This window comes from Mycetocola manganoxydans, from assembly GCF_003667545.1.
GTDB lineage: Bacteria > Actinomycetota > Actinomycetes > Actinomycetales > Microbacteriaceae > Mycetocola_A > Mycetocola_A manganoxydans.
The window spans coordinates 153757-178077 of record NZ_RCUV01000007.1; the positions used below are offsets into that span (position 1 = coordinate 153757).

Sequence of the window (24321 nt, forward strand, 5' to 3'; positions counted from 1 at the left end):
GCGAGCATTGGGGACCGACGAACCCCCAGGCATCCGACGCGTTAACCACCACAGGCCCCGCCGAAGCGGAGCCTGTGGTGAAAAGAGGGTGTCGCTTAGAGCGAAGCAACCTTCTTGGCGAGAGCCGACTTGCGGTTCGCTGCCTGGTTCTGGTGGATGACGCCCTTGCTCACGGCCTTGTCGAGCTTCTTCGAGGCGACCTTGAGGGAGGACTCAGCCTTCGCCTTGTCACCGGCGAGGATAGCCTCACGGGTCTGGCGGACGAGCGTCCGGAGCTGGCTCTTGACGGCCTTGTTACGCTCGGTCGCCTTCTTGTTGGTGCCGATTCGCTTGATCTGCGACTTAATGTTTGCCACGTTTGTACGCTTCCGTTGTATGTCGAATGGGATGTGCCACTGGGCGAGAGAGGGCGCTTCGCGGCTAAAATCGTGCGGGGCAACCCACACGCAAGTCAGGGAGCAACGATACCAGTTCAGGTGGCGTTACCGGTAATTCGGAGCCAATCGCGTCGAACGCAGCCCGGCACCGTTCATGGGACAATGGGGAGTTAGTCCCTTCCCGCCCATCAAGATTCCTGAGGAACGCGTGAGCCCCAAAGCTGTAAAGGCACTCGAGCCTGCCGCTACCGACCCGTCGTTCATCCGCAACTTCTGCATTATTGCGCACATCGACCACGGCAAATCGACTCTCGCCGACCGCATGCTCGGCGTCACCGGTGCCGTCGCCGATCGGGACATGCGTGCTCAGTACCTCGACCGCATGGACATCGAGCGTGAGCGCGGCATCACCATCAAGAGCCAGGCCGTACGGATGCCATGGGCGCTCGACGGTCAGACCTACGCGCTCAACATGATCGACACCCCCGGGCACGTCGACTTCACCTACGAGGTCTCCCGCTCGCTCGCGGCGTGCGAAGGCGCCATCCTCCTCGTCGACGCAGCGCAGGGCATCGAAGCCCAGACGCTCGCGAACCTCTATCTCGCGATGGAGAACGACCTCGAGATCATCCCGGTCCTCAACAAGATCGACCTCCCCGCCGCCGACCCCGACAAGTACGCGAAGGAGATCGCCAACCTTATCGGCGGTTCACCCGACGACGTGCTCAAAGTGTCTGGCAAGACCGGTGTCGGAGTCGAGGAACTGCTCGACCGTGTCGTCGAGCGCATTCCCCACCCGGTCGGCAACCCGGATGCTCCGGCGCGCGCCATGATCTTCGACTCCGTTTACGACACCTACCGTGGCGTCATCACCTACGTCCGGATGATCGACGGCCACCTCAGCCCGCGCGAACGCATCCAGATGATGTCGACGCGTGCCGTGCACGAGCTCCTCGAGATCGGCGTCAGCTCACCGGAGCCGTCTCCGACGCAGGGACTCGGCGTCGGTGAGGTCGGCTACCTGATCACGGGTGTGAAGGACGTGCGCCAGTCCAAGGTCGGCGACACAGTCACCACGGCGCTGAAGCCCTCCACCGAGGCGCTTCCCGGCTACACCGACCCGAAGCCCATGGTCTTCTCGGGCCTGTACCCGATCGACGGCAGCGACTACCCGGTCCTCCGCGACGCTCTCGACAAGCTCAAGCTCTCCGACGCCTCGCTCAACTACGAGCCGGAGACATCCGTCGCGCTCGGTTTCGGATTCCGCTGCGGCTTCCTCGGACTGCTTCACCTCGAGATCGTCACCGAGCGCCTCGAGCGTGAGTTCAACCTCGACCTCATCGCGACGGCACCGAGCGTGACCTACGAAGTCACCACGGATGACAAGAAGGTCGTCACCGTCACCAACCCGAGCGAGTTCCCCGGCGGCAAGATCTCCAGCGTCGAGGAGCCGATGGTCAAGGTCGGCATCCTTGCCCCGAAGGACTACGTCGGAACCATCATGGAACTCTGCCAGGGCCGCCGCGGAACGCTGCTCGGCATGGAGTACTTCGGTGAAGACCGGGTCGAGCTGCGCTACACGATGCCGCTCGGTGAGATCGTGTTCGACTTCTTCGACCACCTCAAGAGCCGAACGCAGGGATACGCTTCGCTGGACTACGAGCCCTCCGGTTCGCAGACCGCCGACCTCGTCAAGGTCGACATCCTGCTCCAGGGCGAGCAGGTCGACGCGTTCAGCGCGATCGTCCACCGCGAGAAGGCGTATGCCTACGGCCTCCTGATGACGGAGCGGCTCAAGAAACTCATTCCGCGCCAGCAGTTCGAGGTCCCGATCCAGGCCGCCATCGGCGCTCGGATCATCGCCCGCGAGTCGGTCCGGGCCATGCGCAAGGACGTCCTCGCCAAGTGCTACGGCGGCGACATCAGCCGGAAGCGCAAGCTCCTCGAGAAGCAGAAAGAGGGCAAGAAGCGCATGAAAATGGTCGGACGGGTCGAAGTTCCGCAGGAGGCCTTCATCGCCGCGCTTTCCGGAGAGACCGAGACGAAAGAAAAGAAGTAGCGGATGCGCCGGAGCAACTTCGAGGACCAGCCGGTCGACTACGCAGCCGTCGGCGCCACCCAGGCGCACGACCTTCTGCAGTATCCACCGCATGGCTTCACGCCGATGGAGGAATCGATCCGGCTGGGAAGCGGACAGGAACGCTTCGAGGCGGCATCCGTGTCCCTGTTCAGCTGGGATGTCCAACGGCTCTCCGGCATCGACGTTCTCGAGGTGAAGGCCGATTCCAGCACGCGGTACGGCGGAATCCGTTACGACGAGGATGGAACGGCGCTCGAGCCGATCGCCGTTTCCACGGAACAGCGCTTCGCCGCGGACGGAACGCCATACGTGGCATCCGGATCGACGGCTCGACTGCGGGGCAAGGTCGGCGGTTTCCACATCGATGAGCGGTTCCGTGTCGTGTTCGTGATCGAGGAGCCGACAGTGACCGCATTCGCCGTCGGCACGATCGGTGCGCACCGTGTGAGCGGTGAAGAGCAGTTCCGGGTCGAGCGCAGGGATGACGACTCGGTCTGGTTCACGGTCCGCTCGTTCTCGCGCCCCGTTTCGCTCGTCTACCGCCTGTTCCCGCCGCTCGTGAAGATGCGCCGCAAAGCCTTCGCGACCGCGTACCTGCGGGCGCTGTCGCCGCTCTGGTCGAGCCCGACATCCTGACCGTGCCCGCTCCCGTGATCCCTTCCCGCTGATGGCCGGTCCCCAGCTCATCGCAGATCCGGCACCCGTCGACGGTGCGCTTCCGCACTCTGTCCTCGACGGAGCAGAAGAGCGGATGCTGTCGGTCTACCTTCACGTTCCGTTCTGTCGCGTGCGGTGCGGCTACTGCGACTTCAACACCTATACAGCGACCGAACTGCGCGGCGCGAAACAGTCCGACTACGCGAGTGAAGCGGCTGCCGAGGTGGCGTTCGCCGGCGACGTGCTCCGCGCGACCGGCCTGCCGGATCGCCAGGCGTCAACGGTCTTCTTCGGCGGTGGAACCCCGACGCTGCTGCCAGCGGCGGACCTCATCCGGATGCTTTCCGCCGTTCGCGACTCGATCGGTCTCGCGCCCGGCGCTGAGATCACGACGGAGGCCAACCCGGACTCCGTTGACGCGGACTACCTCTCCGCGCTGGCGGACGCCGGATTCACCCGGGTATCGTTCGGCATGCAGTCGGCGGTGCCTCACGTACTCGCAACGCTCGAGCGTACCCACGATCCCGACCGGGTCCCGCTCGTCGTCGACTGGGCGCGGCGCGCCGGCCTCCAGGTCAGCGTCGATCTCATCTACGGCACCCCGGGGGAGTCCCTCGAAGACTGGAGCCGCTCGGTGGATGCCGCGCTGGCGACCGGGCCCGACCACCTGTCCGCCTATTCCTTGATCGTCGAAGCGGGAACGAAGCTCGCCAGGCAGATCAAGTCCGGTCTCGTCGCCCAGCCGGACGAGGACCTGCAAGCGGACATGTACGAGATGGTGGACGCCAGGCTCGAGGCGGCAGGGTTCTCCTGGTACGAGGTGAGCAACTGGGCGAAATCTTCCGAATTCCGGTCGATGCACAACCTTGCCTACTGGCGCAGTCAAGACTGGTGGGGCATCGGACCCGGCGCCCACAGCCACATCGGCGGGGTCCGGTGGTGGAACGTCAAACACCCGGCCGCTTACGCAGGCAGGATGAGCGAGGGGCTGTCGCCCGGCGCTGGCCGGGAGACCCTCTCGGCCGAGACGCGGGAACTCGAGCGGATCCTGCTCCTCGCCCGCACACGTGACGGCATCCCTATTTCAACGCTCGCCTCTGAAGCCCGTGTCGCGGTCGCCGGACTCATCGCTGATGACCTCGTCAACGCCGAAGCCGCCCTGCGCGGTCGAGTTGAACTCTCACTGCGCGGGCGGCTTCTCGCCGATGCCGTGGTTCGCCGGCTGACCGTTTAGAGCCGGCCGGCGAACCCGGGATCTCGCGGTTACTTCACCATCCGGAAGGCGAATGGGTACCGGTAGGCCTGGCCGTTGTTGACCTTCACACCACCGATGATGCCGAAGATGATGCCGAGGATGCCGACGATTCCTGCGAGCGGGAACAGGAACAGGCCGATGACCACGAGGGTCAGGATTGCTCCGAGGATGTACAGCGCCACAACGAGGATCGTCACCGTGAGCTGGAAGTTCAGTGCTTCCTTCGCCTCCTGGCGGGTGAACGGGCCGCGGTCCTTGTAGACCAGGAAGATGATCAGCGGTGCGATCCAGCCGGCGGTCCCCGCCCCGAGGAACGCTCCGAGCGCTCCACCGAAGTGCGCGAACGACGCCCACTGCTTGTCTTCTGCCTGGGTCAGCGGTGCGGCGCCGGGCTGGCCCTGGTACGCGTACTGCTGGGGCGGCTGCTGACCGTAGCCCTGTTGGCCGTAACCGGCGGGAGGCTGCTGGCCGTAGCCCTGCTGCTGGCCGTAGTTGGGAGCGCCGGCGGGAGGCTGCTGACCGTAATTCGGGGCGCCAGCAGGCGGCTGCTGACCGTAGGGCTGCTGTCCGTATGGCGGTTGGGGCTGCTGGCCGCCATAGGGCGGCGGCGGTGACGCCGGGCCCTGCGGCGCCTGCGGCTGCTGTTCATTCGGGTCAACCGGGGGTTGCGCGTTGGGGTCGGTCATGGCCAAGCCTTTCGATCGATGACGCTGTCGCTGCTGGGTCCGCTCGCTCCGGAAAGGGCGGCGGGCTTCAGCTAAAAGGTAGCGGTGATCTCAACGCGCGGCAATTACTCCCCGGGCGAGCCGCGCGCTAGAATTGGCACTCAGGGCAATTGAGTGCCAGCACGGTGAGTGCGATCCCAGCGGAAGAGGTGGAGCTATGGTTTCCGAACGCAGCCTCGAAGTGCTCCGCGTCATCGTCCAGGACTACGTCGCGAGCCGCGAACCCGTGGGCTCCAAAGCAATCGTCGAGCGCCACGCATTCGGTGTCTCGGCGGCGACGATCCGCAACGACATGGCGCAACTCGAAGACGAAGAACTGATTTCAGCACCGCACACGTCCTCCGGGCGCATCCCGACCGACAAGGGATACCGACTCTTCGTCGACCAGCTCGCTGACCGCAAACCGCTCTCCGAAGCGCAGCGCGAAGCGATCGAGACCTTCCTCGGCCAGTCGGTCGGGCTCGATGACGTTTTGATGCGAACGGTGAGGCTGCTGTCGCAGATCACCAACCAGGTCGCCATCGTCCAATACCCGTCGTTCGCACGAGCGCTCGTGCGCCATGTCGAACTCGTCTCGCTCACCGACCGGCGCGTTCTCACCGTTCTCATCACCGACACTGGCCGGGTCGAGCAGCAGGTCGTCGAACTCGAGCAGTCGGTGGAGCCAGAACAGCTCGAACGACTGAAGGCAACACTCAACAGGATGCTCGGCGGAATCAATGTCGACGCGTCCGCCGCCCTCCTCGAGAAGGCCCGGAGCGAAGCAGCTCCCGAGGATGAGGCGCTGATGACGCGGATCACCCACGCCCTCGCCGAAGAGTTCGCGGAATACCGCCACGACAAACTCGTCATGGCCGGCGCCGCGAACCTCGCCCGCACCGAGGACGACTTCTCCGGAAGCATCTACCCGGTCCTGGAGGCGCTCGAACAGCAGGTCGTCCTGCTTCGGCTGTTCGGTGAAATGGCCGTCGACCGCGGCGGCGTCTCGGCATCCATCGGTCGCGAGAACGAGTCGTTCGGCCTGGGCGAGACTTCGATCATCTCCAGCAACTACCGTTCCTCTGCTGGCGAACTTGCCAGACTCGGCGTGCTCGGACCGACGAGAATGGATTACTCCAACAACCTCGCCGCCGTTCGAGCCGTCGCCCGTTATCTGTCCCGCCAACTCGGCGAGGGCTGACCCGCTGCAGTGCTCGGCGCTCCACAGTTCCTACCCCGGTCGTCTCGCGTCGAGAGCGACGACCACTACGACGAAAGGCCATGAGTGGCTGACCATTACGAAGTCCTCGGTGTGTCCCGCGAAGCGACGACCGACGAAATCAAGAAGGCGTACCGCCGGCTCGCCCGCGAACTGCACCCCGATGTGAATCCCGGTGCCGAGGCATCCGAACGCTTCAAGGAAGTGACGCACGCGTACGACGTGCTCAGCGACGCCAAGCAGCGTCAGCAATACGACATGGGTGGCTCCGGCGGCATGGGCGGCCAGGGCTTCGGCGGGTTCGGCGACATCTTCGACACCTTCTTCGGCGGGCAGCAACAACGCGGACCGAAATCCCGCCGCGAGCGCGGCCAGGATGCGCTCCTGCGCGTCGAGGTCGACCTCGCCGAGGTCATCTTCGGCACTCACCGCGACCTCGAAGTCGACACGGCGGTTCTCTGCCCGACCTGTTCAGGATCCTGTTGCCAGCCGGGCACATCGCCCGTGACCTGCGACATCTGCCGCGGAACCGGATCAATCCAGCGCGCCGTCCGCTCGCTCCTCGGCAACGTCATGACGTCAGCACCCTGTGGCACTTGCCGCGGTCACGGAACAGTGATCCCTCACCCCTGCGTCACCTGCCAGGGCCAGGGTCGCGTGCGCGATCGCCGCACCGTTCCCGTCGACATCCCGGCCGGTGTCGACACCGGCCTCAGGCTGCAGATGCCCGGCAGCGGCGAAATCGGCCCAGCCGGCGGCCCGCACGGCGACCTGTACCTCGAGATCAAGGTGCGCAGCGACGAGCGATTCAGCCGCAACGGTGACGATCTGCTGTGCACACTCGACGTGCCCATGACGGATGCCATCCTCGGTGTCACGACGACCATTCACGCTCTCGACGGCGACGTCGAGGTGGAACTCAAACCGGGAGTGCAGAGTTCCGAGGTCCTCACGGTGAAGGGCAGGGGCGTGACCAAGCTTCGCGGAAACGGCCGGGGTGACCTGCGGATCGGCGTTCAGGTCGTGACACCGACGAGACTCGACCACCGCGAGAAAGAACTGATCAAACAGTTCGCCGCCGGTCGTGACCAGAAGCAGACCCAGCTGGGGTCGTTCCAGCAGGGCCTGTTCTCCAAGCTGCGCGACCGGTTCCTCGGCTGACGTGAGCAGCCTGTACCTGCGTGAAGACCTCGGCGACACGAGCGCCGGTTCGGTCGTCGAACTCGATGGCGCCGAGGCTAAACACGCGGTGACCGTCAACCGGTCTCGGATCGGCGATGAGATCCGGGTGGGTAACGGTCGCGGGCTCGTGGTGACCGGTTCGATCGAATCGATCGAACCGGGCCGGGTGTCCGTACGGGTCTCGGACGTTCACGTCGAAGCCGAGCCCGTCCCGCGACTGGTGCTCGTGCAGGCTCTCGCCAAGGGTGACCGCGACGAGATGGCAATCCAGGCGGCGACCGAACTCGGGGTTTCCGCGATCATTCCCTGGGCGGCCGGCCGCAGCGTCTCCCGCTGGGAAGGCGCCAAGAAGGAAAAGGGTCGGGCTCGATGGGAGACCATCGTGCGTGAGGCATCGAAACAGTCCATCCGCTCCTTCATGCCCCCGGTGCACCCGATCGCATCGACGTCCGATCTCGCCGGGCTCGCAGCATCCGCTCTCGTCGTCCTTCTCGACCCGACGGCACCCGAACCACTCAGCGGGCTGGCCGCGTCGGATGATCGTGACCTCGTTCTCGTCGTCGGCCCTGAGGGGGGAATCAGCGACGCTGAACTCGATACCCTTACCGCCGCCGGCGCGGTTCGTGCGCGACTCGGCGACACGATCCTGCGCACGTCGTCGGCGGGGCCGGCGGCAATCGCCGTGCTCAATGTGTCGCTCGGCCGCTGGTGATCGCGATCGGCAGCCCGGCGCGAGCCCGAGCTTCGTAGGATAGGACCATGTCGAGAACCGAACCCAGCATCTTCACGCGCATCATCGAGCGCGAGATCCCCGCGAACATCGTCGTGGAGACCGATCGGCTGATCGCTTTTCATGACATCGCCCCCCAGGCGCCTGTGCACATCCTCGTCGTTCCGAAGACACCGGACTATGCGAACGTCGCGGAGCTCGCTGCCGGGGATCCCACGCTGCTCGCAGATCTCGTCGCGCTCGCGCAGAACATCGCCAACGATCACGGCGGCCAGTTCCGACTCATCTTCAATACGGGCGAACAGGCGGGACAGACCGTCTTCCACGTCCATGCCCACATTCTCATCGGCGACCTCGGAGAGGACCCACGTGCCGAATCCCACTGACCCCGACACCAGCAACGAGCCCACGCAGGAACCATCCGGCGAGGCAAAGCTCCACGTCGACGGCATTGCAATGGTGCGTCTGCTCGGCGCCCAGGATCGACTGCTCTCCACCATCGAGACGCGCTATCCCGAGGTCTCCCTGCACGTGCGGGGCAATGACATCACTCTCACCGGCGACCCCGGCCAGGTCAGCGCTGCCCACACCCTCATCGCCGAACTCATCGACATGGTGAAGAAAGGCCAGGATCTCGAGCCGCTTGAAGTGGTCTCGTCGGCACGCATCCTCGAAGACGGATCCGGCAAGCCGGCCGACCTTCTCGGGCAGGCGATCCTCACCTCGCGTGGCAAGAGCATCCGCCCGAAGACGCTCGGCCAGTCGCAATACGTCGACGCGATCGACGCGAACACGATCGTGTTCGGCATTGGGCCAGCGGGCACGGGCAAGACGTACCTCGCGATGGCGAAGGCCGTTCAGGCACTGCAGCGCAAAGAAGTCGAGCGCATCATCCTCACCCGTCCCGCTGTCGAAGCGGGCGAGCGGCTCGGATTTCTCCCCGGAACGCTCACGGACAAGATCGACCCGTATCTGCGGCCGCTGTACGACGCGCTCAACGAGATGATGGATCCTGAGCTCGTGCCGAAACTGCTCGCCGCGGGCACCGTCGAGGTCGCCCCTCTCGCCTACATGCGCGGACGGACACTCAACAACTCGTTCATCGTCCTCGACGAAGCACAGAACACCACGCCAGAGCAGATGAAGATGTTCCTCACCCGGCTTGGATTCGGGTCGAAGATCGTCGTCACCGGTGACATCACCCAGGTCGACCTGCCGGTCGGCTCGTCCGGGCTGCGCCTCGTGACGCGCGTGCTTGCCGACGTGGACGACATCCACTTCGCCCGGCTGACGAGTGACGACGTCGTGCGGCACAGTCTCGTGGCGCGCATCGTCGACGCCTACAGCGAATACGACCAGATCAAGCAGGCCGAGCGTTTCGAACGCGGGCAGGCACAGGAGTTCGCCAACCGTGCCGAGCGCAGGGGCTCAACGCCCCGCGAACGGATGCCCAGGAGGGGCAAGAGTTCATGAGTATCGAGATCAACAACGAATCGGCGATCCCCGTGGACGAAGCAGCACTTCTGCGTCTCGCCGACTTCGCGCTCGGTGCCATGCATGTGAGCCAGGAAGCAGATCTCAACATCGTCCTCGTCGACGAGGCCGCGATGGAGCAGCTCCACGTGCAGTGGATGGACGAGCCCGGTCCCACCGACGTGCTCAGTTTTCCCATGGACGAACTGCGCCCGGGAACCGAGGACACACCGACGCCGGCAGGACTCCTCGGCGACATCGTGCTGTGCCCCCAGGTCGCGGAAGGCCAGGCGGAGACCGCCGGGCACTCGACGCTGCAGGAGCTCCTTCTCCTCACCACGCACGGCATCCTCCACCTCCTCGGATTCGACCACGCCGAACCGGACGAGGAACGGGAGATGTTCGGCATTCAGCGTGACATCCTGCTCGGATTCTCCGTGCAGGAGCGATCCACCCGGTGATGATCCTTTACTGGTTCACCGGAGTCGCCCTCGTCCTCGTCGCCTTCGGTGGTCTGATGGCCGCGGCCGACGCCGCGATCGGCGTGACCTCCCGCGCGGTGATGGTCGAACTCGCCGACAGCACCCGCAAGCCACGGGCCCTGCGGGCGATCGCCGATGACCCTGGCGCTCATCTCAACGCCATCAACTTCATCCGGGTTCTCGCAGAGACGACGGCAGCGGTGCTCGTCACCCTCGCCTTTGCGTTCACGATCGACGAACCCTGGCTCGTTCTGCTCTTCTCGGCCCTCATCATGACGGCTGTGTCGTTCGTGCTCGTCGGCGCCAGCCCGCGCAGTTTCGGCCGGACTCACTCCGAGGCCCTCCTGCGGCTCGCCGCACCGATCATCCGTGCCGTCCGCCTTCTGCTCGGCCCGCTCGCGAACGCGCTGGTCGCGTTCGGTAACCGGGTAACGCCAGGGGTGGCGCGCGAGGCGTCGTTCTCCTCGGAGGAGCAGCTTCTCAACATGGTCGATGAGGCCACCGAACTGGAGGTCCTCGAAGAGGACGACCGGGAACTCATCCACTCGATCTTCGAATTCAACGAAACCGTCGTTCGCGAGGTGATGATCCCGCGGACAGACATGGTGACCGTCGACGCGCAGGTCACCGTGCAGCAGGCGATGAGCCTCTTCCTCCGCACCGGTGTCTCCCGGGTTCCCGTGACCGACGGCGAAGTCGACGACGTCACCGGTGTGCTCTATCTCAAGGATGTCGTTCGTCTCATCCACGAAGGGGATGCCGCAGCCAACAGTGTGAGCGTCAGCGCGCTGGCGCGTCCCGCGCTCTTCGTGCCCGAATCGAAGAAAGCCGACTCGCTGCTGCAGCAGATGCAGCTCGAGTCCAACCACCTTGCGATGGTCGTCGACGAATACGGCGGGATCGCCGGGCTCGTGACTCTCGAAGACCTCCTCGAGGAACTCGTCGGGGACATCTCTGACGAGTACGACACCGACACCCCGGATGTCGAGAAGCTGGGCGACGACAGGTACCGGGTCAGTGCCCGGCTGCCCGTCGACGAGCTCGGCGAACTGTTCCACCTGGAACTGGACGACGATGATGTCGATACCGTCGGTGGCCTGCTGACCAAGGTTCTCGGACGACTGCCCATCGCAGGTTCGGTCGCCGAAACCGACGGACTGCGGCTCACCGCCGAGCGGACCGAGGGCAGACGCAAACGGGTGAGCACGGTGATCGTGACCCCGACCGCCGCCCTTCGCGACGTCCAACGATCATTCGAATCGATCGAAACAACAGAGGAGTAGTCATGCACAATGACGATCAGAACACCGCCAATCCGACCGAGCCCACTGAGGGCGAAGAGACTGCGCCTGCGCAGGCCGACGACAACACTGAGCCGCAGCAGCCCGAGCGGGACGTCGTGCCAGACACCGGCTATCGCGCGGGTTTTGTCTCCTTCGTCGGCCGGCCCAACGTCGGCAAGTCGACCCTCACCAACGCGCTCGTCGGTCAGAAGGTCGCGATCACGAGCTCCAAGCCGCAGACCACACGGAAAGCGATCCGGGGAATCGTCCACGACGAAACCGGCCAGCTCATCATCGTCGACACGCCGGGCATCCACCGCCCCAGGACCCTCCTTGGTCAGCGCCTCAACGACCTGGTGCAGTCGACCCTCAACGACGTCGATGTCATCGGCCTCTGCATCCCGGCGAACGAAAAGATCGGCCCGGGCGACAAGTTCATCAACGAACAGCTCGATCAGTACCCGCGGGCAAAGAAGGTCGCGATCGTCACGAAGATCGACGCTGCCGCGCGCCCGGTGACCGCTGAACAGCTGATGGAGGTGCAGGAGCTGCGCTCGTGGGACATGATCATCCCCGTGTCGGCGACGAACAGCATCCAGCTCGACACCCTCGTGACGGAACTCATCGCCCTCATGCCGACATCCGCTGAACCGCTCTACCCAGCGGATGCCGTGACCGACGAGAACACGGAAGACCGGATCGCCGAATACATTCGTGAAGCAGCTCTCGAGGGCGTGCACGACGAACTCCCGCACTCGCTCGCGGTGACGATCGACGACATGATCGAGCGCGAGGACAAGGACCTTCTCGAGATCTTCGCGAACGTGTTCGTCGAGCGTGACAGCCAGAAGGCGATCATCATCGGCAAGGGCGGATCCCGCCTGCGCGACGTCGGGCAGCGGGCGCGGGTACCCATCGAGAAGCTCGTGGGCAAACAGGTGTTCCTGTCGATCCGGGTCAAGGTAGCCAAGGACTGGCAGCGGGACCCGAAGCTGCTTGGCCGTCTGGGCTTCTGACATACATCTCCAGGATGATTTCGGCCGTTCGTGCCGCCGCGGAGTCTTCTCTGCCGGCGGCACGAACTACCGTTGAACCATGCTTCGTTCCCTGACGTCCGCCCAGATCACCGTCGACATCGTCGTCGCGGCGCTGTTCGGGCTCGTCATCGGTGGAAGCGAACTGGCTTTCAGCGACGGAACCATCCCTGTGATCGTCGTCATGGGAATGACCGCGGCCCTCGCTGTGCGGCGCATCTCACCGGGCATCGCACTCGGGCTGTCCTGGCTTGCCGTCGCTATCCAGCTGACCGGCGGCCTGCAGGCAGTGCCGTCGAACGTCGCGATTCTTGCCGTCTTGTATGCGACCGGATGCTACGGCGAGCGCTGGGTCCGATGGGCGGGACTTGCGTCGGCCGTCGTTGGTGGCATCATCGCCGCCACCTATACGACGGCGATGTTCATCTACGGTGGGATCGACCTCGCCACGATCAGCCAGCTTCCCGCTGTCGTCCTGACGTCCTTCCTCGGCTCGATAGCCGCGATCTTCGTCTTCGCCCTGTCCTGGGTGACGGGACTCCTGGTGCGCACGTCCAGGAACGCGAAGGAAGAAAACGTTCGCCGGCTCCAGGCCCAGCAGGAACAGCGCATTGCACAGCAGAGCGTCGTTGTCGAGCAGGAGCGTAACCGGATCGCGCGGGACATGCACGACGTCGTCGCCCACTCACTCGCCGTGGTCATCGCGCAGGCTGATGGGGCGCGCTACGCCCACAAGGGCGACCCCGAAGCGATGGACGGGACACTCGCGACAATCGCCGACACAGCGCGAAGCGCCCTGGGGGACGTGCGTCTGCTACTCGCCGAGCTGCGGCACCGCCAGGGTGAGGGCCCTCAGCCCCTCCTCACCGACATCGACGCTCTCTTCGAGCAGATGCGGGGCGCCGGCCTGGACGTCCGTCCCACCGTTCTCCGTGAGGAGGCTCCGCTCCCGGTCGGTCACCAGATCTCCATCTACCGGATCCTGCAGGAAGCACTCACCAACGCCCTGCGACACGGCGACACGAGCGAACCGGTCCAGGTGGACCTGATCTGGCGTGACGGGGGAGTCACCGTTCGGATCGACAACGCCGTCTCCGGGCGCCCATCGCATGAGGATGCCCTCGGGCACGGCTTGCCCGGTATGCGGGAGCGCGCCGCCCTCGTCGGCGGATTCCTCACCGCGGACCGGACGCCTGCTGATCGGTTCGTCGTTACCGCCTTCGTCCCGGTGCCAGCCGCCATCCAACAGGGGAGCACCCGATGACCGCCGAAAGAATCCGCGTCGCACTCGTCGACGACCAGCAGTTGTTCCGTGCAGGGATCCGCATGCTCATCGACTCACAACCGGACCTCGAGTTCGTCGGTGAGGCCGGTGACGGGCGCGCCGGCTTCGAACTCGCCCAGGCAGCGAAACCGGACGTCATGCTCATGGATGTGCGGATGCCCGTCATGGACGGCATCGCCTCGACGATTGCGATCCTCGACTCGGCGGATGCCGCCGGACAGCGGGCCCCGAAAATCATCGTTCTCACCACGTTCGATCTCGACGAGGGTGCGGCGTCGGCGCTGCGCAAGGGTGCGAGCGGGTTCCTGCTCAAAGACACCCAGCCGGACTTCCTCCTCGCCGCCATTCGCACGGTGCACTCCGGAAACGCCGTCATCGCGCCAGGGGCGACGCACGCGTTGTTCGCCCACTTCGGCGCCCCAGCAGCCGGACCGACTCTCCCTCCCGAATTCGCCGACCTCACCGCCCGGGAACGCAACATCTTCTCGTTCGCCGCGCGGGGGATGAGCAACTCCGAGATTGCTGCGCAGGAATTCCTCAGTGAAGCGACGGTCAAAACACACATCTCGCGCGTGCTCGGCAAACTCGGTCTTCGTGACCGGGTCCAGCTCGTGATCTTCGCGTACGAATACGGCCTCAACACCGCGAATCATCCGGAAGGATGACCGGGTATCACTCGCCGAGCCGACGCGGGTGAGCCCCCGTAATTCCTAACGTTGGAGTATGAAAATCACTCCAACAGACCTCGGCCTCGCCGCTCGTGTCGTCCACGTCAGCAAGAGCTTCGGTATCGGGCAGGGCGCCGTGGTCGCGCTGTCCGACGTCTCCATCGGAATCCGTCGCGGACAGTTCACCGCCATCATGGGGCCGTCCGGCTCCGGCAAGTCGACGCTCATGCACATCATGGCCGGCCTCGACACACCGACCTCGGGTGAGGCCTGGCTCGGAGACACGCAGATCACCGCGCTCGACGACACAGCGCTCACCCGGCTGCGCCGACGCCGGATCGGCTTCGTCTTTCAGTCGTTCAACCTCGTCCCCACGCTGAGCGCGCGCGACAACATCCTGCTGCCGTTCGAACTCGACGGCCGGACGCCCACCGCGGACGAGCAAGGCTGGATCAACACCCTTTGCGACACGCTCCGGATCACCGACCGGCTCACTCACCGCCCGCACGAGCTCAGCGGCGGACAGCAGCAGCGCGTCGCGATCGCACGAGCACTCGCCACCCGTCCTGACCTCGTGTTCGCCGACGAGCCCACCGGAAACCTCGATTCCCGCACCGGGCGCGAAGTCCTCGCCCTCCTCGCGGAGGCGTGCAGCAAGTTCGGACAGTCCATCGCCATGGTGACCCACGACCCCGTCGCGGCAAGCTACGCCGATCGCGTGCTCATCCTCGCCGACGGCAAGGTCGTGCACGAGCTCGGCCCGTCGACACCCGAGCAGATCAGCGGCTACATGCTCGCGATGGATCGCGCGTCATGAGGATGCGCCTGGGTGACTACACAGCATCCATCCTCGTCACGATGCTCTCGTCGGCCTTCGGGGTGCTGCTCCTGCAAGGGACATCGGTTCTGACAACGATCATCTCCGGGGACGACATCGCCCAGAAGGAATCGGTTCAGGTCGCGCTGAGCCTTGTCTCGGTCATCTTCTTTGCGATCGCCGTGTACGTCGGGGGAGTGGTCACAGCGAACACCGTCGGAACGGTCATCGCCGGCCGCACCCGCGTCATCGCGCTCTATCGTCTCGTCGGTGCGTCGGCGTCGAGCCTGCGCCGGGCCGTTGCGGCCGACGGGCTCCTCGTCGGCGTCGTCGGCTCTGTTCTCGGTCTCGCTGTCGCGAGCATCCTGACTCCCGTGAGCGTGTCGATCGGCGTGGCGACGGATGCCATCCCTTCGGCTAGATACGACCTCTTCCCGGTGATTCTCGCAGTGCCGGTACTCGCCGTCGTGCTTGTCACCTGGCTTGCGTCCTGGGTCGGCTCGCGTCGCATCCTCGAGGTGACACCGATCCAGGCGGGAGCGGCAGCTGTTGAGCCCTCGCGCGAAGACATCGCCTCGCACCCGGTTCGGAATGCCGGGGCGTTCATCCTGATCGGGGTCGGTGTGCTGCTCCTCGCCGGCGGCATCGCACTCGGAATGGTCAACATGCTCGGCGTGCTCGTCGCGATGCTGGGCGGCATCCTCTCGTTCACCGGTGTCGTGCTCGGAGCCCCCCTGTTTCTCCCGGCGATCCTGCGATCGACAGGTCGGATGCTCGGGAGTGGCCCGGCGGCCAAGGTCGCGGCCGCGAACGCCGTGAGGAATCCGGCCCGCAGTACCCGTGCGACGATCGGTGTCGTCATCGGAGTCACCCTCGTCACCATGTTCGCGGTCGCGTCTCAGGGCTACGTCGACATGATCATGAAGGGGCGGGAGGCATACCCGGCCGACTATCAGGGCATCGACGAGACTCTCGCGGTCACCATCGGAGTCTTCGCCGTCTTGTTCGGGTTCTCGGCTCTGATCGCCGCCGTCGGCATGGTGAACAACCTGTCGCTCAGCGTGTTGCAGCGCACCCGCGAGATCGGACTCCTCCGTGCGCTGGGGTTCACCCGAACCCAGATCCGCCGGATGATTCTCGCGGAGAGCGTCCAGATGACCGTGGCTGCCGTCGGCTTCGGGCTCGTGCTCGGCATTCTGTACGGCTGGGCGGGCGCTCAATCGCTCCTCGGCTCGATCCTCGGCGGCGGGTTCATGCTCCCGTCGGTGCCGTGGCTCGTCGTGCTCGGAGCGATCGTCGCTGCTGCAGCACTGTCGACGGCCGCGTCAATCGCTCCCTCGCGACGGGCAACACGCATCTCGCCCGTTGCGGCCCTCGCCGTGGAGTAGCAAACCGCGCACTTCTCACGAAAAGACGGCCGCGACGACACAAAGTGCACGCCGTCGGCACGGGAGCGGGCTATCGGCGTGTTAGCCTGTTCCTGTGTTGTTCGGCGCTCTCCTCCTTAGCTGCCGCGGCGAGGCTTCGTTCTAAGCCCTCTCGTCGCGGGGTTTGTCGTCGGCTTCCCACATTCGCGAGGAGAATAGAACCATGAGAAACAACCAGTCGGCGTCGGCGATGCCGATCCACAAGTACCGTCCGTACCACGAGCAGATCACCGTCGACCTGCCCGACCGGACCTGGCCGACCAAACGCATCACCACTGCGCCACGCTGGTGCGCCGTCGACCTCCGTGACGGCAACCAGGCGCTCATCGACCCGATGAGCCCCGAACGCAAGCGCATCATGTTCGACATGCTCGTTCGGATCGGCTACAAGGAGATCGAGGTCGGGTTCCCGAGCGCGAGCCAGGCCGACTTCGACTTCGTCCGGAGTCTGATCGAGGAGAACGCCATCCCGGATGACGTCACCATCCAGGTTCTGACCCAGGCTCGCGACCACCTGATCAAGCGCACCTACGAATCCATCGCCGGAGCCAAGCAGGCCATCGTCCACCTGTACAACTCGACGAGTGTCCTGCAGCGTGACGTGGTCTTCCGTACCGACAAGCAGGGCATCATCGACATCGCCCTGCACGGCGCACGGATCTGCCGTGAGATGGAAAGCCTCATCCCCGAGACCACCGTGTACTACGAGTACTCGCCCGAGAGCTACACCGGGACCGAACTCGAGTACGCCGTCGATGTCTGCAACCAGGTGCTGAACGTGCTCGAACCCACCCCCGAGCGCAAGGTCATCATCAACCTGCCGTCGACCGTCGAAATGGCGACGCCCAACGTGTACGCCGACTCGATCGAGTGGATGTCGCGCCACCTTAACCACCGCGAGAACGTCATCCTGTCGCTGCACCCGCACAACGACCGCGGAACCGCCATCGCTGCCGCCGAGCTCGGGTACATGGCCGGAGCCGACCGGATCGAAGGCTGCCTCTTCGGCAACGGTGAGCGTACCGGCAACGTCGACCTCGTCGCGCTCGGCATCAACCTCTTCACCCAAGGCATCGACCCGCAGATCGACTTCAGTGACGTGGACGAGATCAAGCGCACCGCGGAGTACTGCAACCAGCTCAAGGTGCACGAGCGCAGCCCGTGGGCCGGGGACCTCGTCTTCACCGCCTTCAGCGGATCGCACCAGGACGCCATCAAGAAGGGGTTCGAGGCCATGGCTGCGGATGCCGCCGCTCAGGGCCGCGACGTCGACGAGCTGGTCTGGGCTGTTCCGTACCTGCCGGTAGACCCCAAGGATCTCGGGCGCAGCTACGAGGCCGTCATTCGCGTCAACTCGCAGTCCGGCAAAGGCGGGGTCGCGTACCTCCTCAAGACCGACCACGCCCTGGACCTGCCGCGCAAGCTGCAGATCGAGTTCTCGGGGGTCGTCCAGTCGAAGACTGACGAGCAGGGTGGCGAGCTCACGAGCGACGCCATCTGGCAGATTTTCCAGGACGAATACCTGCCGTCAGTGAGTGAAGCAGACAAATGGGGCCGGTTCGAGCTGCAGGGCACGCGGACGGCAAGCAGCCTGTCCGGATCCGTTGAGCTCACCGTGAACCTCCGCGATGGAGAGGACGTGAGCGAAGCGGCATCCACTGGAAACGGTCCGATCGCCGCATTCCTCGGGATTCTGCGCGAACGCGGAATCGACGTCACCCTCTTCGACTACGTCGAGCACACGCTCGGCGCCAGCGGAGACGCTCAGGCTGCCGCCTATGTCGAGTTGCAGGTCGCTGACCGCCGCCTCTGGGGCGTCGGCATCGACGGAGACATCTCGACGGCATCCCTCAAGGCCGTGGTGTCCGCGGTCAACCGGGCGATCCGTACCTCGGCAGGGGACCGCACACTCGCAGCCGTGTAGGCGAGCCGTCGGGCACAGTTCAGGATCCTGCTGGATACTGGACTGTGCCCGTTTATCGTGATGAAGGCGTTGTGCTGCGCACCCACAAGCTGGGTGAAGCCGACCGGATCGTGACCCTGCTGACCCGTCAGCACGGCAAGGTCCGCGCCGTCGCGAAGGGCGTTCGGCGGACCGGGTCGAAGTTCGGGGCCCGACTCGAACCGTTCATGGTCGCCGACCTTCAGCTTTACGAAGGCCGGTCGCTCGACGTGATCAACCAGGCGGAGACTCTTGCGTCCTACGGTGCGCTCATCGCCGCTGACTACGGCGCGTACACGGCGGCGACGGTCATGGTCGAGACGGCGGACAAGCTCACGGAGTCGGAGAACTCGCTCCAGCAGTACCTGCTTCTCGTCGGTGCGCTCCGGGCGCTCTCGCGGCACGACCACGACTCCTCGCTCACCCTGGACTCCTACCTCCTTCGCGCCCTGTCGCTCGCCGGCTGGGCACCGAGCTTCTTCGACTGCGCGCGCTGCCAGGCGCCCGGACCGCACAGCCACATGGTCGTGCAACTCGGCGGAGTGGTGTGTGACCAGTGCGCTCCCCCCGGGAGTCCGCGGCTGGATCCGCCCACGATCGCACTGCTCTCCTCGCTCCTCACCGGGGACTGGGACGTCGCCGACGCCTCCGACGACGACACCCGATCCCGCGCCAGCGGCGTTGCCGCCGCCTACACCCAGTGGCACCTCGAACGTGGACTGAAATCACTCGCGCACGTCTCCCGAGAAAGAACCGACAGTTGACTCCGAAACCCTTCACCCACCGGGATGCCGTCGAATACCGACCGCTGGACTGGACCGGCGTGTATCCGCCGATCGTGCCGGCGAGAGCGGTGCCCGAGCACGTCGCCATCGTCATGGACGGCAACGGCCGCTGGGCCAACCGCAAGGGTCTTCCGCGGGTCGAGGGTCACCGTGCCGGTGAAGCCGCGCTCCTCGACGTGGTGGCCGGGGCCATCCAGATCGGCGTCAAACACCTCTCGGTGTACGCGTTCTCCACCGAGAACTGGCGGCGTTCTCCCGACGAGGTCCGGTTCCTGATGGGATTCAACCGCGACGTGCTGCACCGCAGGCGTGACCAGCTCAACGAGTGGGGCGTGCGTGTGAGGTGGGCCGGTCGCAAACCGCGACTGTGGGCATCCGTCATCAAGGAATTGCAGTTCGCCGAGAAGCTCACCGAGAACAACTCCACTCTCACCCTGACGATGTGCGTCAACTACGGCGGACGAACCGAAATCACGGATGCCGTCAGACAACTGGCAGAACAGGTCGCCGCCGGAACCCTCAAACCGTCCGGGATCACCGAGAAGTCCATCCAGCGTGCGCTCTACACTCCCGAGCTCCCCGATGTGGATCTGTTCGTCCGCAGTTCGGGGGAGCAGCGCACCAGCAACTTTCTGCTGTGGCAGAGCGCGTACGCCGAGATGGTGTTCCTCGACACGCTGTGGCCCGACTTCTCGCGCACCGACCTGTGGGAGGCGATCGGCGTCTACATCGACCGCGATCGGCGGTTCGGTGGCGCCGTCGACAAGCCCGGTACCGCCTGACGTTCCTGGATACGCACCGTTCGTCGTTCGTCGGTCCCGTATGTCGGCTTCTCGCGATCAAACCCGACATACGGGACCGATGAACTCCCGGGAACCGGGGCCGCCGCTGTTCGTCGGTCCGGTATGCCCGTTTTTCGACCGCGAACCCGACATATGGGACCGATGAGCCTGCGGCCGCACGTTCGGTGGTCACCAGTGCACGTATCGGGCGGGTTCGGGGTGCGTTCGTGACAACTGAACGGATGCCGCGGGCCCGCCCGCCGGTTCGGTGGTCGCTTACGCACCGTATTCGCCGCTGAAGCGTGCATTAGTGACAGCTGAACGCGACCCCGTCACATCCATACCGTCTCGGGAATACCCCGCCGCCCGACCCGGTTGGCCCGAGAGTGAGTGAATCCATCAAAATCGACATCTGGTCCGACATCGCCTGCCCGTGGTGCTACATCGGCAAGCGTAAATTCGAAACCGGCGCCGCCGCGTTCGCCGAAAAAGCCGGCGCGGACGCGCCGGACGTGACGATCGAGTACCACAGCTATGAGCTGGCGCCCGATACCCCGGTCGACTTCGATGGCAGCGAGATCGACTTCCTCTCCACGCACAAGGGAATGCCGGCCGATCAGGTCAAGGGAATGCTCGACAACGTCGCGGGCATCGCCAGGGCGACAGGCCTCGACTACAACTTCGACACCCTCAAGCACACCAACACGGTCAAGGCACACCAGCTCCTGCATTACGCGAAGACGCACGGCAAGCAGGTCGAAGCCAAGGAACGCCTCCTCAAGGCGTACTTCACCGAGGGCAGGCACGTCGGCCGGATCGAAGACGTCGCCGACCTCGCCGCAGAGATCGGCCTCGACCGGGACGACGTCATCCGTTCGCTGAGTGCCGACGAGCACCTCGACGCTGTTCGTGCCGACCAGGCCCTTGGTCAGGCGTACGGCATCCAGGGCGTTCCGTTCTTCGTCATCGACGGCAAGTACGGCGTCTCGGGCGCGCAGGAAGCGGAGACCTTCGCCCAGGTCCTCGACCAGGTATGGACCGAACGCGAAGCGGCACACGCATGAGCAGCGAGCGCCCCACGCTGACCCTCCTCGGCGCGACGGATGCCGTCAGTTGCGAAGGCGACACCTGTGTGCTTCCGGCGCAGGCCGAGGTCCCGGCGACCGAGAAGGCGTCTACTCCGGATCGGTGATGTCGGCCACGGTTGCACCGAAGGCATCGACGAGCGCGTCGATGTCGACGAACGCACTGTGGCCCTGTTCACCCGCGCCGAGTGCGACCCGGCGACCCACCGCGGACTCGTCCACCCAGACGGGCCAGGCCGTGCTGCTTCCGAGTGGCGTGATCGTGCCGCGGCCGTATCCGGTCGCCTCGAACGCGACATCCGCCGACGGCATGGACAGCTTGTTCACGCCGACGAGGGCGCGCAGCTTGGGCCATGAGATCTTGCGGCCGCCGGGCACGAGTGCGAACAGGAAGTCGCCGTCGTGCCGTTTGACGACGAGCGTCTTGACGATCTCTTCCGGTTCGATGCCGAGCAGCCTGGCGGCATCCTCGAGGCTCGACGCTTCTGGCCGGGGAAGGACCGACACGTCGAGGCTGCGAGCAGCGGCGTCGGCCATCATCCGCTCCAGTCCACCGCCGATTCGCTGTTCGGTCATGGTTTCGCCAGCTTTCTGGGAGAATTGAAGGACATGTCTGCCATCCCCACGATAAGCCACGCCCCGGCACTGACGATCGGCTCCCTCGAGCTCGACGTGCCGGTCGTTCTCGCGCCCATGGCCGGGATCACCAACACCGCCTTCCGCCGACTCTGCCGAGAATTCGGCGTCGGGCTGTACGTCAGCGAAATGATCACCTCCCGTGCGCTCGTCGAGCGCAACAAAGAGACGATGCGCCTGATCACCCACCACGAGTCCGAGACGACCAGGAGCATCCAGCTCTACGGGGTCGACCCGAAGACGGTCTCCGAGGCCGTGACGATCCTCGTCGCCGAGGATCGCGCGGACCATATCGACCTCAACTTCGGGTGCCCGGTCCCCAAGGTCACGCGTAAGGGCGGCGGAAGCGCGCTGCCGTGGAAGCAGGACCTGTTCCGCGACATCGTCGAGGGCGCGGTGAAGGCCGCCGGCGACATCCCGCTCACGGTCAAGATGCGCAAGGGCATCGACTCCGATCACCTCACCTACCTCGAAGCGGGCAAGGCAGCCGAAGGTGCAGGCGTCGCGAGCATCGCCCTACATGCCCGCACCGCATCCGAGTTCTACTCCGGCAACGCCGACTGGTCCGCGATCACCAGGCTCAAAGAGGCCGTCACCACGGTTCCCATCCTCGGCAACGGAGACATCTGGTCCGGCGAAGACGCCCTCCGCATGATGGCCGAAACGGGATGCGACGGGGTCGTCGTCGGTCGCGGCTGCCTCGGCAGGCCGTGGTTGTTTGGAGACCTCGCCGCTGCCTTCACCGGATCGGACCAGCGGTTCACCCCGTCGCTGGGACAGGTCGCGACCACGTTCCGCCGCCACGCGGAACTCCTCGCCGAATTCTTCGAGAGCGAAGAGCGCGGATGCCGTGACATCCGCAAGCATGTCGCCTGGTACTTCAAGGGGTACCCGGTCGGCGGCGACCTCCGCGCGCGCCTGGCAACGGTGGAGTCACTCGATCAGCTCGACGAACTCCTCGCCACCCTCGACTGGTCGCTGCCGTACCCGGGTGCAGACGCCGAAGGCCAGCGAGGCCGTGCCGGCTCGCCAAAACGCACCGTTCTTCCCGATGGCTGGCTCAACTCACGCACGATCGGCGTGACTGAGCGCGGCACCCTCACCGAGACGGAGGCGGACACCAGTGGTGGATAGCGGGCAGTACAGCGAGCACGACAACGAGCGCGCTCTGCCCGAACACCACTCCTCGCGCCGCACCGACTTCGCCCGTGACCGCGCACGGCTGCTGCACTCGAGTGCTCTCCGCCGCCTTGCCGCCAAAACCCAGGTGCTCAGCCCGGCGGCGGGACTCGACTTCGCCCGTAACAGGCTGACCCACTCACTCGAGGTCGCGCAGGTCGGTCGTGAGCTCGCGACGAGCCTCGGCCTCGAACCCGACATCGTCGACACGGCCTGCCTCGCCCATGACCTGGGGCATCCTCCGTTCGGTCACAACGGCGAGCGCGCCCTCAACACCTGGGCTGAAGACATCGGCGGCTTCGAGGGCAACGCTCAGACCCTGCGGATCCTCACCAAACTCGAACCCAAGGTGTTCGGCGCGGACGGTCGCTCCTACGGATTGAACCTCACTCGGGCGAGCCTCGACGCGAGCTGCAAGTACCCGTGGCCGGCAGCACAAGCAGTGACCGACCCCGGCGGACGCGCTAAGTTCGGCTTCTTCGACGACGACGGCGACGCGTTCGTCTGGCTCCGCCAGGGCGCTCCCGCCCGCCAGCGCTGCATCGAAGCCGAGGTCATGGACCTCTCCGACGACATCGCCTACTCGGTGCACGACTTCGAAGACGCGATCGTCAACGAATACATCGACCCGGCCTTCCTCAGCGCCCGTGCCGGCCACGACTCGCTCATCCGCGCGGTGCAGGCATGGGCGGGCGACGGCTTCACCGTCGACGACATGAGCGCTGCCTTCGACCGGCTCGCCGGCTACGACGTGTGGATGACGAGCTGGGATGCCTCCCGTCGCGACCTCGCGAAGCTCAAGAACTTCACGAGCCAGATGATCGGGCACTTCTCCCAGTCGGCGACGCAGGCGACCCGCGAGGCGTATCCACAGTCGAGCCTCATCCGGTTCGGTGCGAGCGTCATCGTGCCCCACGAGGTGCAGGCCGAGATCGCCGTGCTCAAGGGCGTTGTCGCAGCGTTCGTCATGGCGAGCGACGCCCGCCAGCCGATCTACCGGCAGCAGCGTGACATCCTCACGGATCTGGCTGAAGGGCTCTATGCGGCCGGACCCGATTCCCTCGACCGAGGTTTCGCCGATGACTGGAACGACGCGGCAGACGACGGCGCGAGAAAGCGTGTGATCGTCGACCAGGTCGCGAGCCTCACCGACCAGTCGGCGATGGCCTGGCACGAACGGCTCGCGCTCCCCGCCTAAGGCCTCCCTCCCTGTGGGGAGGGCCTTCGCCCCGGTGATCC

Annotated in this window: 25 protein-coding genes; 22 read left to right on the forward strand and 3 right to left on the reverse strand. The window is 65.4% G+C overall.

From position 1 onward, the window contains the following. Positions 1–95: 95 nt before the first annotated feature. Positions 96–356, reverse strand: a complete 261-nt coding sequence (rpsT, locus tag D9V29_RS07655; RefSeq protein ID WP_121672740.1) for a 30S ribosomal protein S20 — start codon at positions 354–356, stop codon at positions 96–98. Between the two features lie 229 nt (positions 357–585). Here rpsT and lepA point away from each other — a divergent pair, with 229 nt between their 5' ends. The 3 genes from lepA to hemW are packed head-to-tail and all read left to right on the forward strand — an operon-like array spanning position 586 to position 4348. After that, complete coding sequence (gene lepA / locus D9V29_RS07660; RefSeq protein ID WP_121672741.1) at positions 586–2436, forward strand: translation elongation factor 4; 1851 nt, start codon at positions 586–588, stop codon at positions 2434–2436. 3 nt (positions 2437–2439) lie between these two features. After that, positions 2440–3093 carry a DUF1990 domain-containing protein gene (locus tag D9V29_RS07665; RefSeq protein ID WP_121672742.1) on the forward strand — a complete coding sequence of 218 codons (654 nt, stop codon included), beginning with the start codon at positions 2440–2442 and terminating at the stop codon, positions 3091–3093. Between the two features lie 31 nt (positions 3094–3124). Next, a complete protein-coding gene (gene hemW, locus D9V29_RS07670) occupies positions 3125–4348 on the forward strand; it encodes a radical SAM family heme chaperone HemW (RefSeq protein ID WP_121672743.1) in 1224 nt (407 codons plus the stop codon). 29 nt (positions 4349–4377) lie between these two features. Here the strand turns inward: hemW and D9V29_RS07675 are convergent, their stop codons facing one another. Next, positions 4378–5055: a DUF4870 domain-containing protein gene (locus tag D9V29_RS07675; RefSeq protein ID WP_121672744.1), complete on the reverse strand. Its 678-nt coding sequence runs from the start codon at positions 5053–5055 to the stop codon at positions 4378–4380. A gap of 196 nt (positions 5056–5251) precedes the next feature. On the opposite strand from D9V29_RS07675, the gene hrcA reads away from it, so the two are divergent. The 17 genes from hrcA (at position 5252) to D9V29_RS15115 (ending at position 21374) form a co-directional block, all read left to right on the forward strand. Further along, positions 5252–6274 carry a heat-inducible transcriptional repressor HrcA gene (hrcA, locus tag D9V29_RS07680; RefSeq protein WP_121672745.1) on the forward strand — a complete coding sequence of 341 codons (1023 nt, stop codon included), beginning with the start codon at positions 5252–5254 and terminating at the stop codon, positions 6272–6274. A gap of 84 nt (positions 6275–6358) precedes the next feature. Further along, complete coding sequence (gene dnaJ, locus D9V29_RS07685; RefSeq protein WP_121672746.1) at positions 6359–7453, forward strand: molecular chaperone DnaJ; 1095 nt, start codon at positions 6359–6361, stop codon at positions 7451–7453. A 1-nt stretch (position 7454) separates the two neighbouring features. Then, positions 7455–8186: a 16S rRNA (uracil(1498)-N(3))-methyltransferase gene (locus D9V29_RS07690; RefSeq protein WP_121672747.1), complete on the forward strand. Its 732-nt coding sequence runs from the start codon at positions 7455–7457 to the stop codon at positions 8184–8186. Between the two features lie 47 nt (positions 8187–8233). Beyond that, positions 8234–8590 carry a histidine triad nucleotide-binding protein gene (locus tag D9V29_RS07695; protein WP_121672748.1) on the forward strand — a complete coding sequence of 119 codons (357 nt, stop codon included), beginning with the start codon at positions 8234–8236 and terminating at the stop codon, positions 8588–8590. A 70-nt stretch (positions 8591–8660) separates the two neighbouring features. Then, positions 8661–9677, forward strand: a complete 1017-nt coding sequence (locus D9V29_RS07700; protein WP_229790371.1) for a PhoH family protein — start codon at positions 8661–8663, stop codon at positions 9675–9677. Further along, positions 9674–10138 (forward strand): rRNA maturation RNase YbeY, encoded by a 465-nt coding sequence (gene ybeY / locus D9V29_RS07705; RefSeq protein WP_121672750.1) that lies wholly within the window; start codon positions 9674–9676, stop codon positions 10136–10138. Before D9V29_RS07700 ends, ybeY begins: the two co-directional genes overlap by 4 nt. Beyond that, positions 10138–11442: a hemolysin family protein gene (locus D9V29_RS07710; RefSeq protein WP_121672751.1), complete on the forward strand. Its 1305-nt coding sequence runs from the start codon at positions 10138–10140 to the stop codon at positions 11440–11442. Before ybeY ends, D9V29_RS07710 begins: the two co-directional genes overlap by 1 nt. Before the next feature lie 2 nt (positions 11443–11444). Continuing rightward, positions 11445–12458: a GTPase Era gene (gene era / locus D9V29_RS07715; RefSeq protein WP_121672752.1), complete on the forward strand. Its 1014-nt coding sequence runs from the start codon at positions 11445–11447 to the stop codon at positions 12456–12458. Positions 12459–12537: 79 nt separating this feature from the next. Continuing rightward, entirely contained in the window at positions 12538–13740 is a 1203-nt protein-coding gene (locus D9V29_RS07720) for a sensor histidine kinase (RefSeq protein ID WP_121672753.1), read from the forward strand. After that, complete coding sequence (locus D9V29_RS07725; protein WP_121672754.1) at positions 13737–14426, forward strand: response regulator; 690 nt, start codon at positions 13737–13739, stop codon at positions 14424–14426. The genes D9V29_RS07720 and D9V29_RS07725 overlap by 4 nt, the downstream gene beginning before the upstream one ends. A 58-nt stretch (positions 14427–14484) precedes the next feature. Further along, positions 14485–15246: an ABC transporter ATP-binding protein gene (locus D9V29_RS07730; RefSeq protein ID WP_121672755.1), complete on the forward strand. Its 762-nt coding sequence runs from the start codon at positions 14485–14487 to the stop codon at positions 15244–15246. Beyond that, positions 15243–16634: an ABC transporter permease gene (locus tag D9V29_RS07735; protein WP_121672756.1), complete on the forward strand. Its 1392-nt coding sequence runs from the start codon at positions 15243–15245 to the stop codon at positions 16632–16634. The genes D9V29_RS07730 and D9V29_RS07735 overlap by 4 nt, the downstream gene beginning before the upstream one ends. Positions 16635–16836: 202 nt before the next feature. After that, positions 16837–18597, forward strand: a complete 1761-nt coding sequence (leuA, locus tag D9V29_RS07740) for a 2-isopropylmalate synthase (RefSeq protein WP_121672757.1) — start codon at positions 16837–16839, stop codon at positions 18595–18597. A 44-nt stretch (positions 18598–18641) separates the two neighbouring features. Further along, positions 18642–19379 carry a DNA repair protein RecO gene (gene recO / locus D9V29_RS07745; RefSeq protein ID WP_121672758.1) on the forward strand — a complete coding sequence of 246 codons (738 nt, stop codon included), beginning with the start codon at positions 18642–18644 and terminating at the stop codon, positions 19377–19379. After that, positions 19376–20182, forward strand: coding sequence for an isoprenyl transferase (locus D9V29_RS07750; RefSeq protein WP_121672759.1), 807 nt, complete (start codon positions 19376–19378; stop codon positions 20180–20182). The genes recO and D9V29_RS07750 overlap by 4 nt, the downstream gene beginning before the upstream one ends. A 386-nt stretch (positions 20183–20568) precedes the next feature. Beyond that, positions 20569–21246, forward strand: coding sequence for a DsbA family oxidoreductase (locus D9V29_RS07755; protein WP_121672760.1), 678 nt, complete (start codon positions 20569–20571; stop codon positions 21244–21246). Further along, a complete protein-coding gene (locus D9V29_RS15115; protein WP_259462889.1) occupies positions 21243–21374 on the forward strand; it encodes a hypothetical protein in 132 nt (43 codons plus the stop codon). Before D9V29_RS07755 ends, D9V29_RS15115 begins: the two co-directional genes overlap by 4 nt. On the opposite strand, the gene D9V29_RS07760 is transcribed toward D9V29_RS15115, so the two are convergent. Continuing rightward, the gene (locus tag D9V29_RS07760) at positions 21358–21843 is read right to left on the reverse strand and encodes an aminoacyl-tRNA deacylase (protein WP_183084951.1); all 486 of its coding nucleotides are present in this window, start codon (positions 21841–21843) and stop codon (positions 21358–21360) included. The two genes, D9V29_RS15115 and D9V29_RS07760, sit on opposite strands and share 17 nt — an antisense overlap. 33 nt (positions 21844–21876) lie before the next feature. On the opposite strand from D9V29_RS07760, the gene dusB reads away from it, so the two are divergent. Together dusB and D9V29_RS07770 are read left to right on the forward strand one after the other, a co-directional pair. Continuing rightward, positions 21877–23037 (forward strand): tRNA dihydrouridine synthase DusB, encoded by a 1161-nt coding sequence (gene dusB, locus D9V29_RS07765; RefSeq protein WP_121672761.1) that lies wholly within the window; start codon positions 21877–21879, stop codon positions 23035–23037. After that, entirely contained in the window at positions 23027–24280 is a 1254-nt protein-coding gene (locus tag D9V29_RS07770) for a deoxyguanosinetriphosphate triphosphohydrolase (protein ID WP_121672762.1), read from the forward strand. Before dusB ends, D9V29_RS07770 begins: the two co-directional genes overlap by 11 nt. Positions 24281–24321 lie beyond the last annotated feature (41 nt).

Bases quoted from the DNA above. Each gene is read 5' to 3' on its own strand.
- D9V29_RS07665 (WP_121672742.1), top strand. From the start codon at position 2,440: ATGCGCCGGAGCAACTTCGAGGACCAGCCGGTCGACTACGCAGCCGTC.
- hemW (WP_121672743.1), top strand. From the start codon at position 3,125: ATGGCCGGTCCCCAGCTCATCGCAGATCCGGCACCCGTCGACGGTGCG.
- D9V29_RS07675 (WP_121672744.1), bottom strand. From the start codon at position 5,055: ATGACCGACCCCAACGCGCAACCCCCGGTTGACCCGAATGAACAGCAG.
- hrcA (WP_121672745.1), top strand. From the start codon at position 5,252: ATGGTTTCCGAACGCAGCCTCGAAGTGCTCCGCGTCATCGTCCAGGAC.
- D9V29_RS07695 (WP_121672748.1), top strand. From the start codon at position 8,234: ATGTCGAGAACCGAACCCAGCATCTTCACGCGCATCATCGAGCGCGAG.
- D9V29_RS07700 (WP_229790371.1), top strand. From the start codon at position 8,661: ATGGTGCGTCTGCTCGGCGCCCAGGATCGACTGCTCTCCACCATCGAG.
- ybeY (WP_121672750.1), top strand. From the start codon at position 9,674: ATGAGTATCGAGATCAACAACGAATCGGCGATCCCCGTGGACGAAGCA.
- D9V29_RS07710 (WP_121672751.1), top strand. From the start codon at position 10,138: ATGATCCTTTACTGGTTCACCGGAGTCGCCCTCGTCCTCGTCGCCTTC.
- era (WP_121672752.1), top strand. From the start codon at position 11,445: ATGCACAATGACGATCAGAACACCGCCAATCCGACCGAGCCCACTGAG.
- D9V29_RS07720 (WP_121672753.1), top strand. From the start codon at position 12,538: ATGCTTCGTTCCCTGACGTCCGCCCAGATCACCGTCGACATCGTCGTC.
- D9V29_RS07725 (WP_121672754.1), top strand. From the start codon at position 13,737: ATGACCGCCGAAAGAATCCGCGTCGCACTCGTCGACGACCAGCAGTTG.
- D9V29_RS07730 (WP_121672755.1), top strand. From the start codon at position 14,485: ATGAAAATCACTCCAACAGACCTCGGCCTCGCCGCTCGTGTCGTCCAC.
- D9V29_RS07735 (WP_121672756.1), top strand. From the start codon at position 15,243: ATGAGGATGCGCCTGGGTGACTACACAGCATCCATCCTCGTCACGATG.
- leuA (WP_121672757.1), top strand. From the start codon at position 16,837: ATGAGAAACAACCAGTCGGCGTCGGCGATGCCGATCCACAAGTACCGT.
- D9V29_RS15115 (WP_259462889.1), top strand. From the start codon at position 21,243: ATGAGCAGCGAGCGCCCCACGCTGACCCTCCTCGGCGCGACGGATGCC.
- D9V29_RS07760 (WP_183084951.1), bottom strand. From the start codon at position 21,843: ATGACCGAACAGCGAATCGGCGGTGGACTGGAGCGGATGATGGCCGAC.
- dusB (WP_121672761.1), top strand. From the start codon at position 21,877: ATGTCTGCCATCCCCACGATAAGCCACGCCCCGGCACTGACGATCGGC.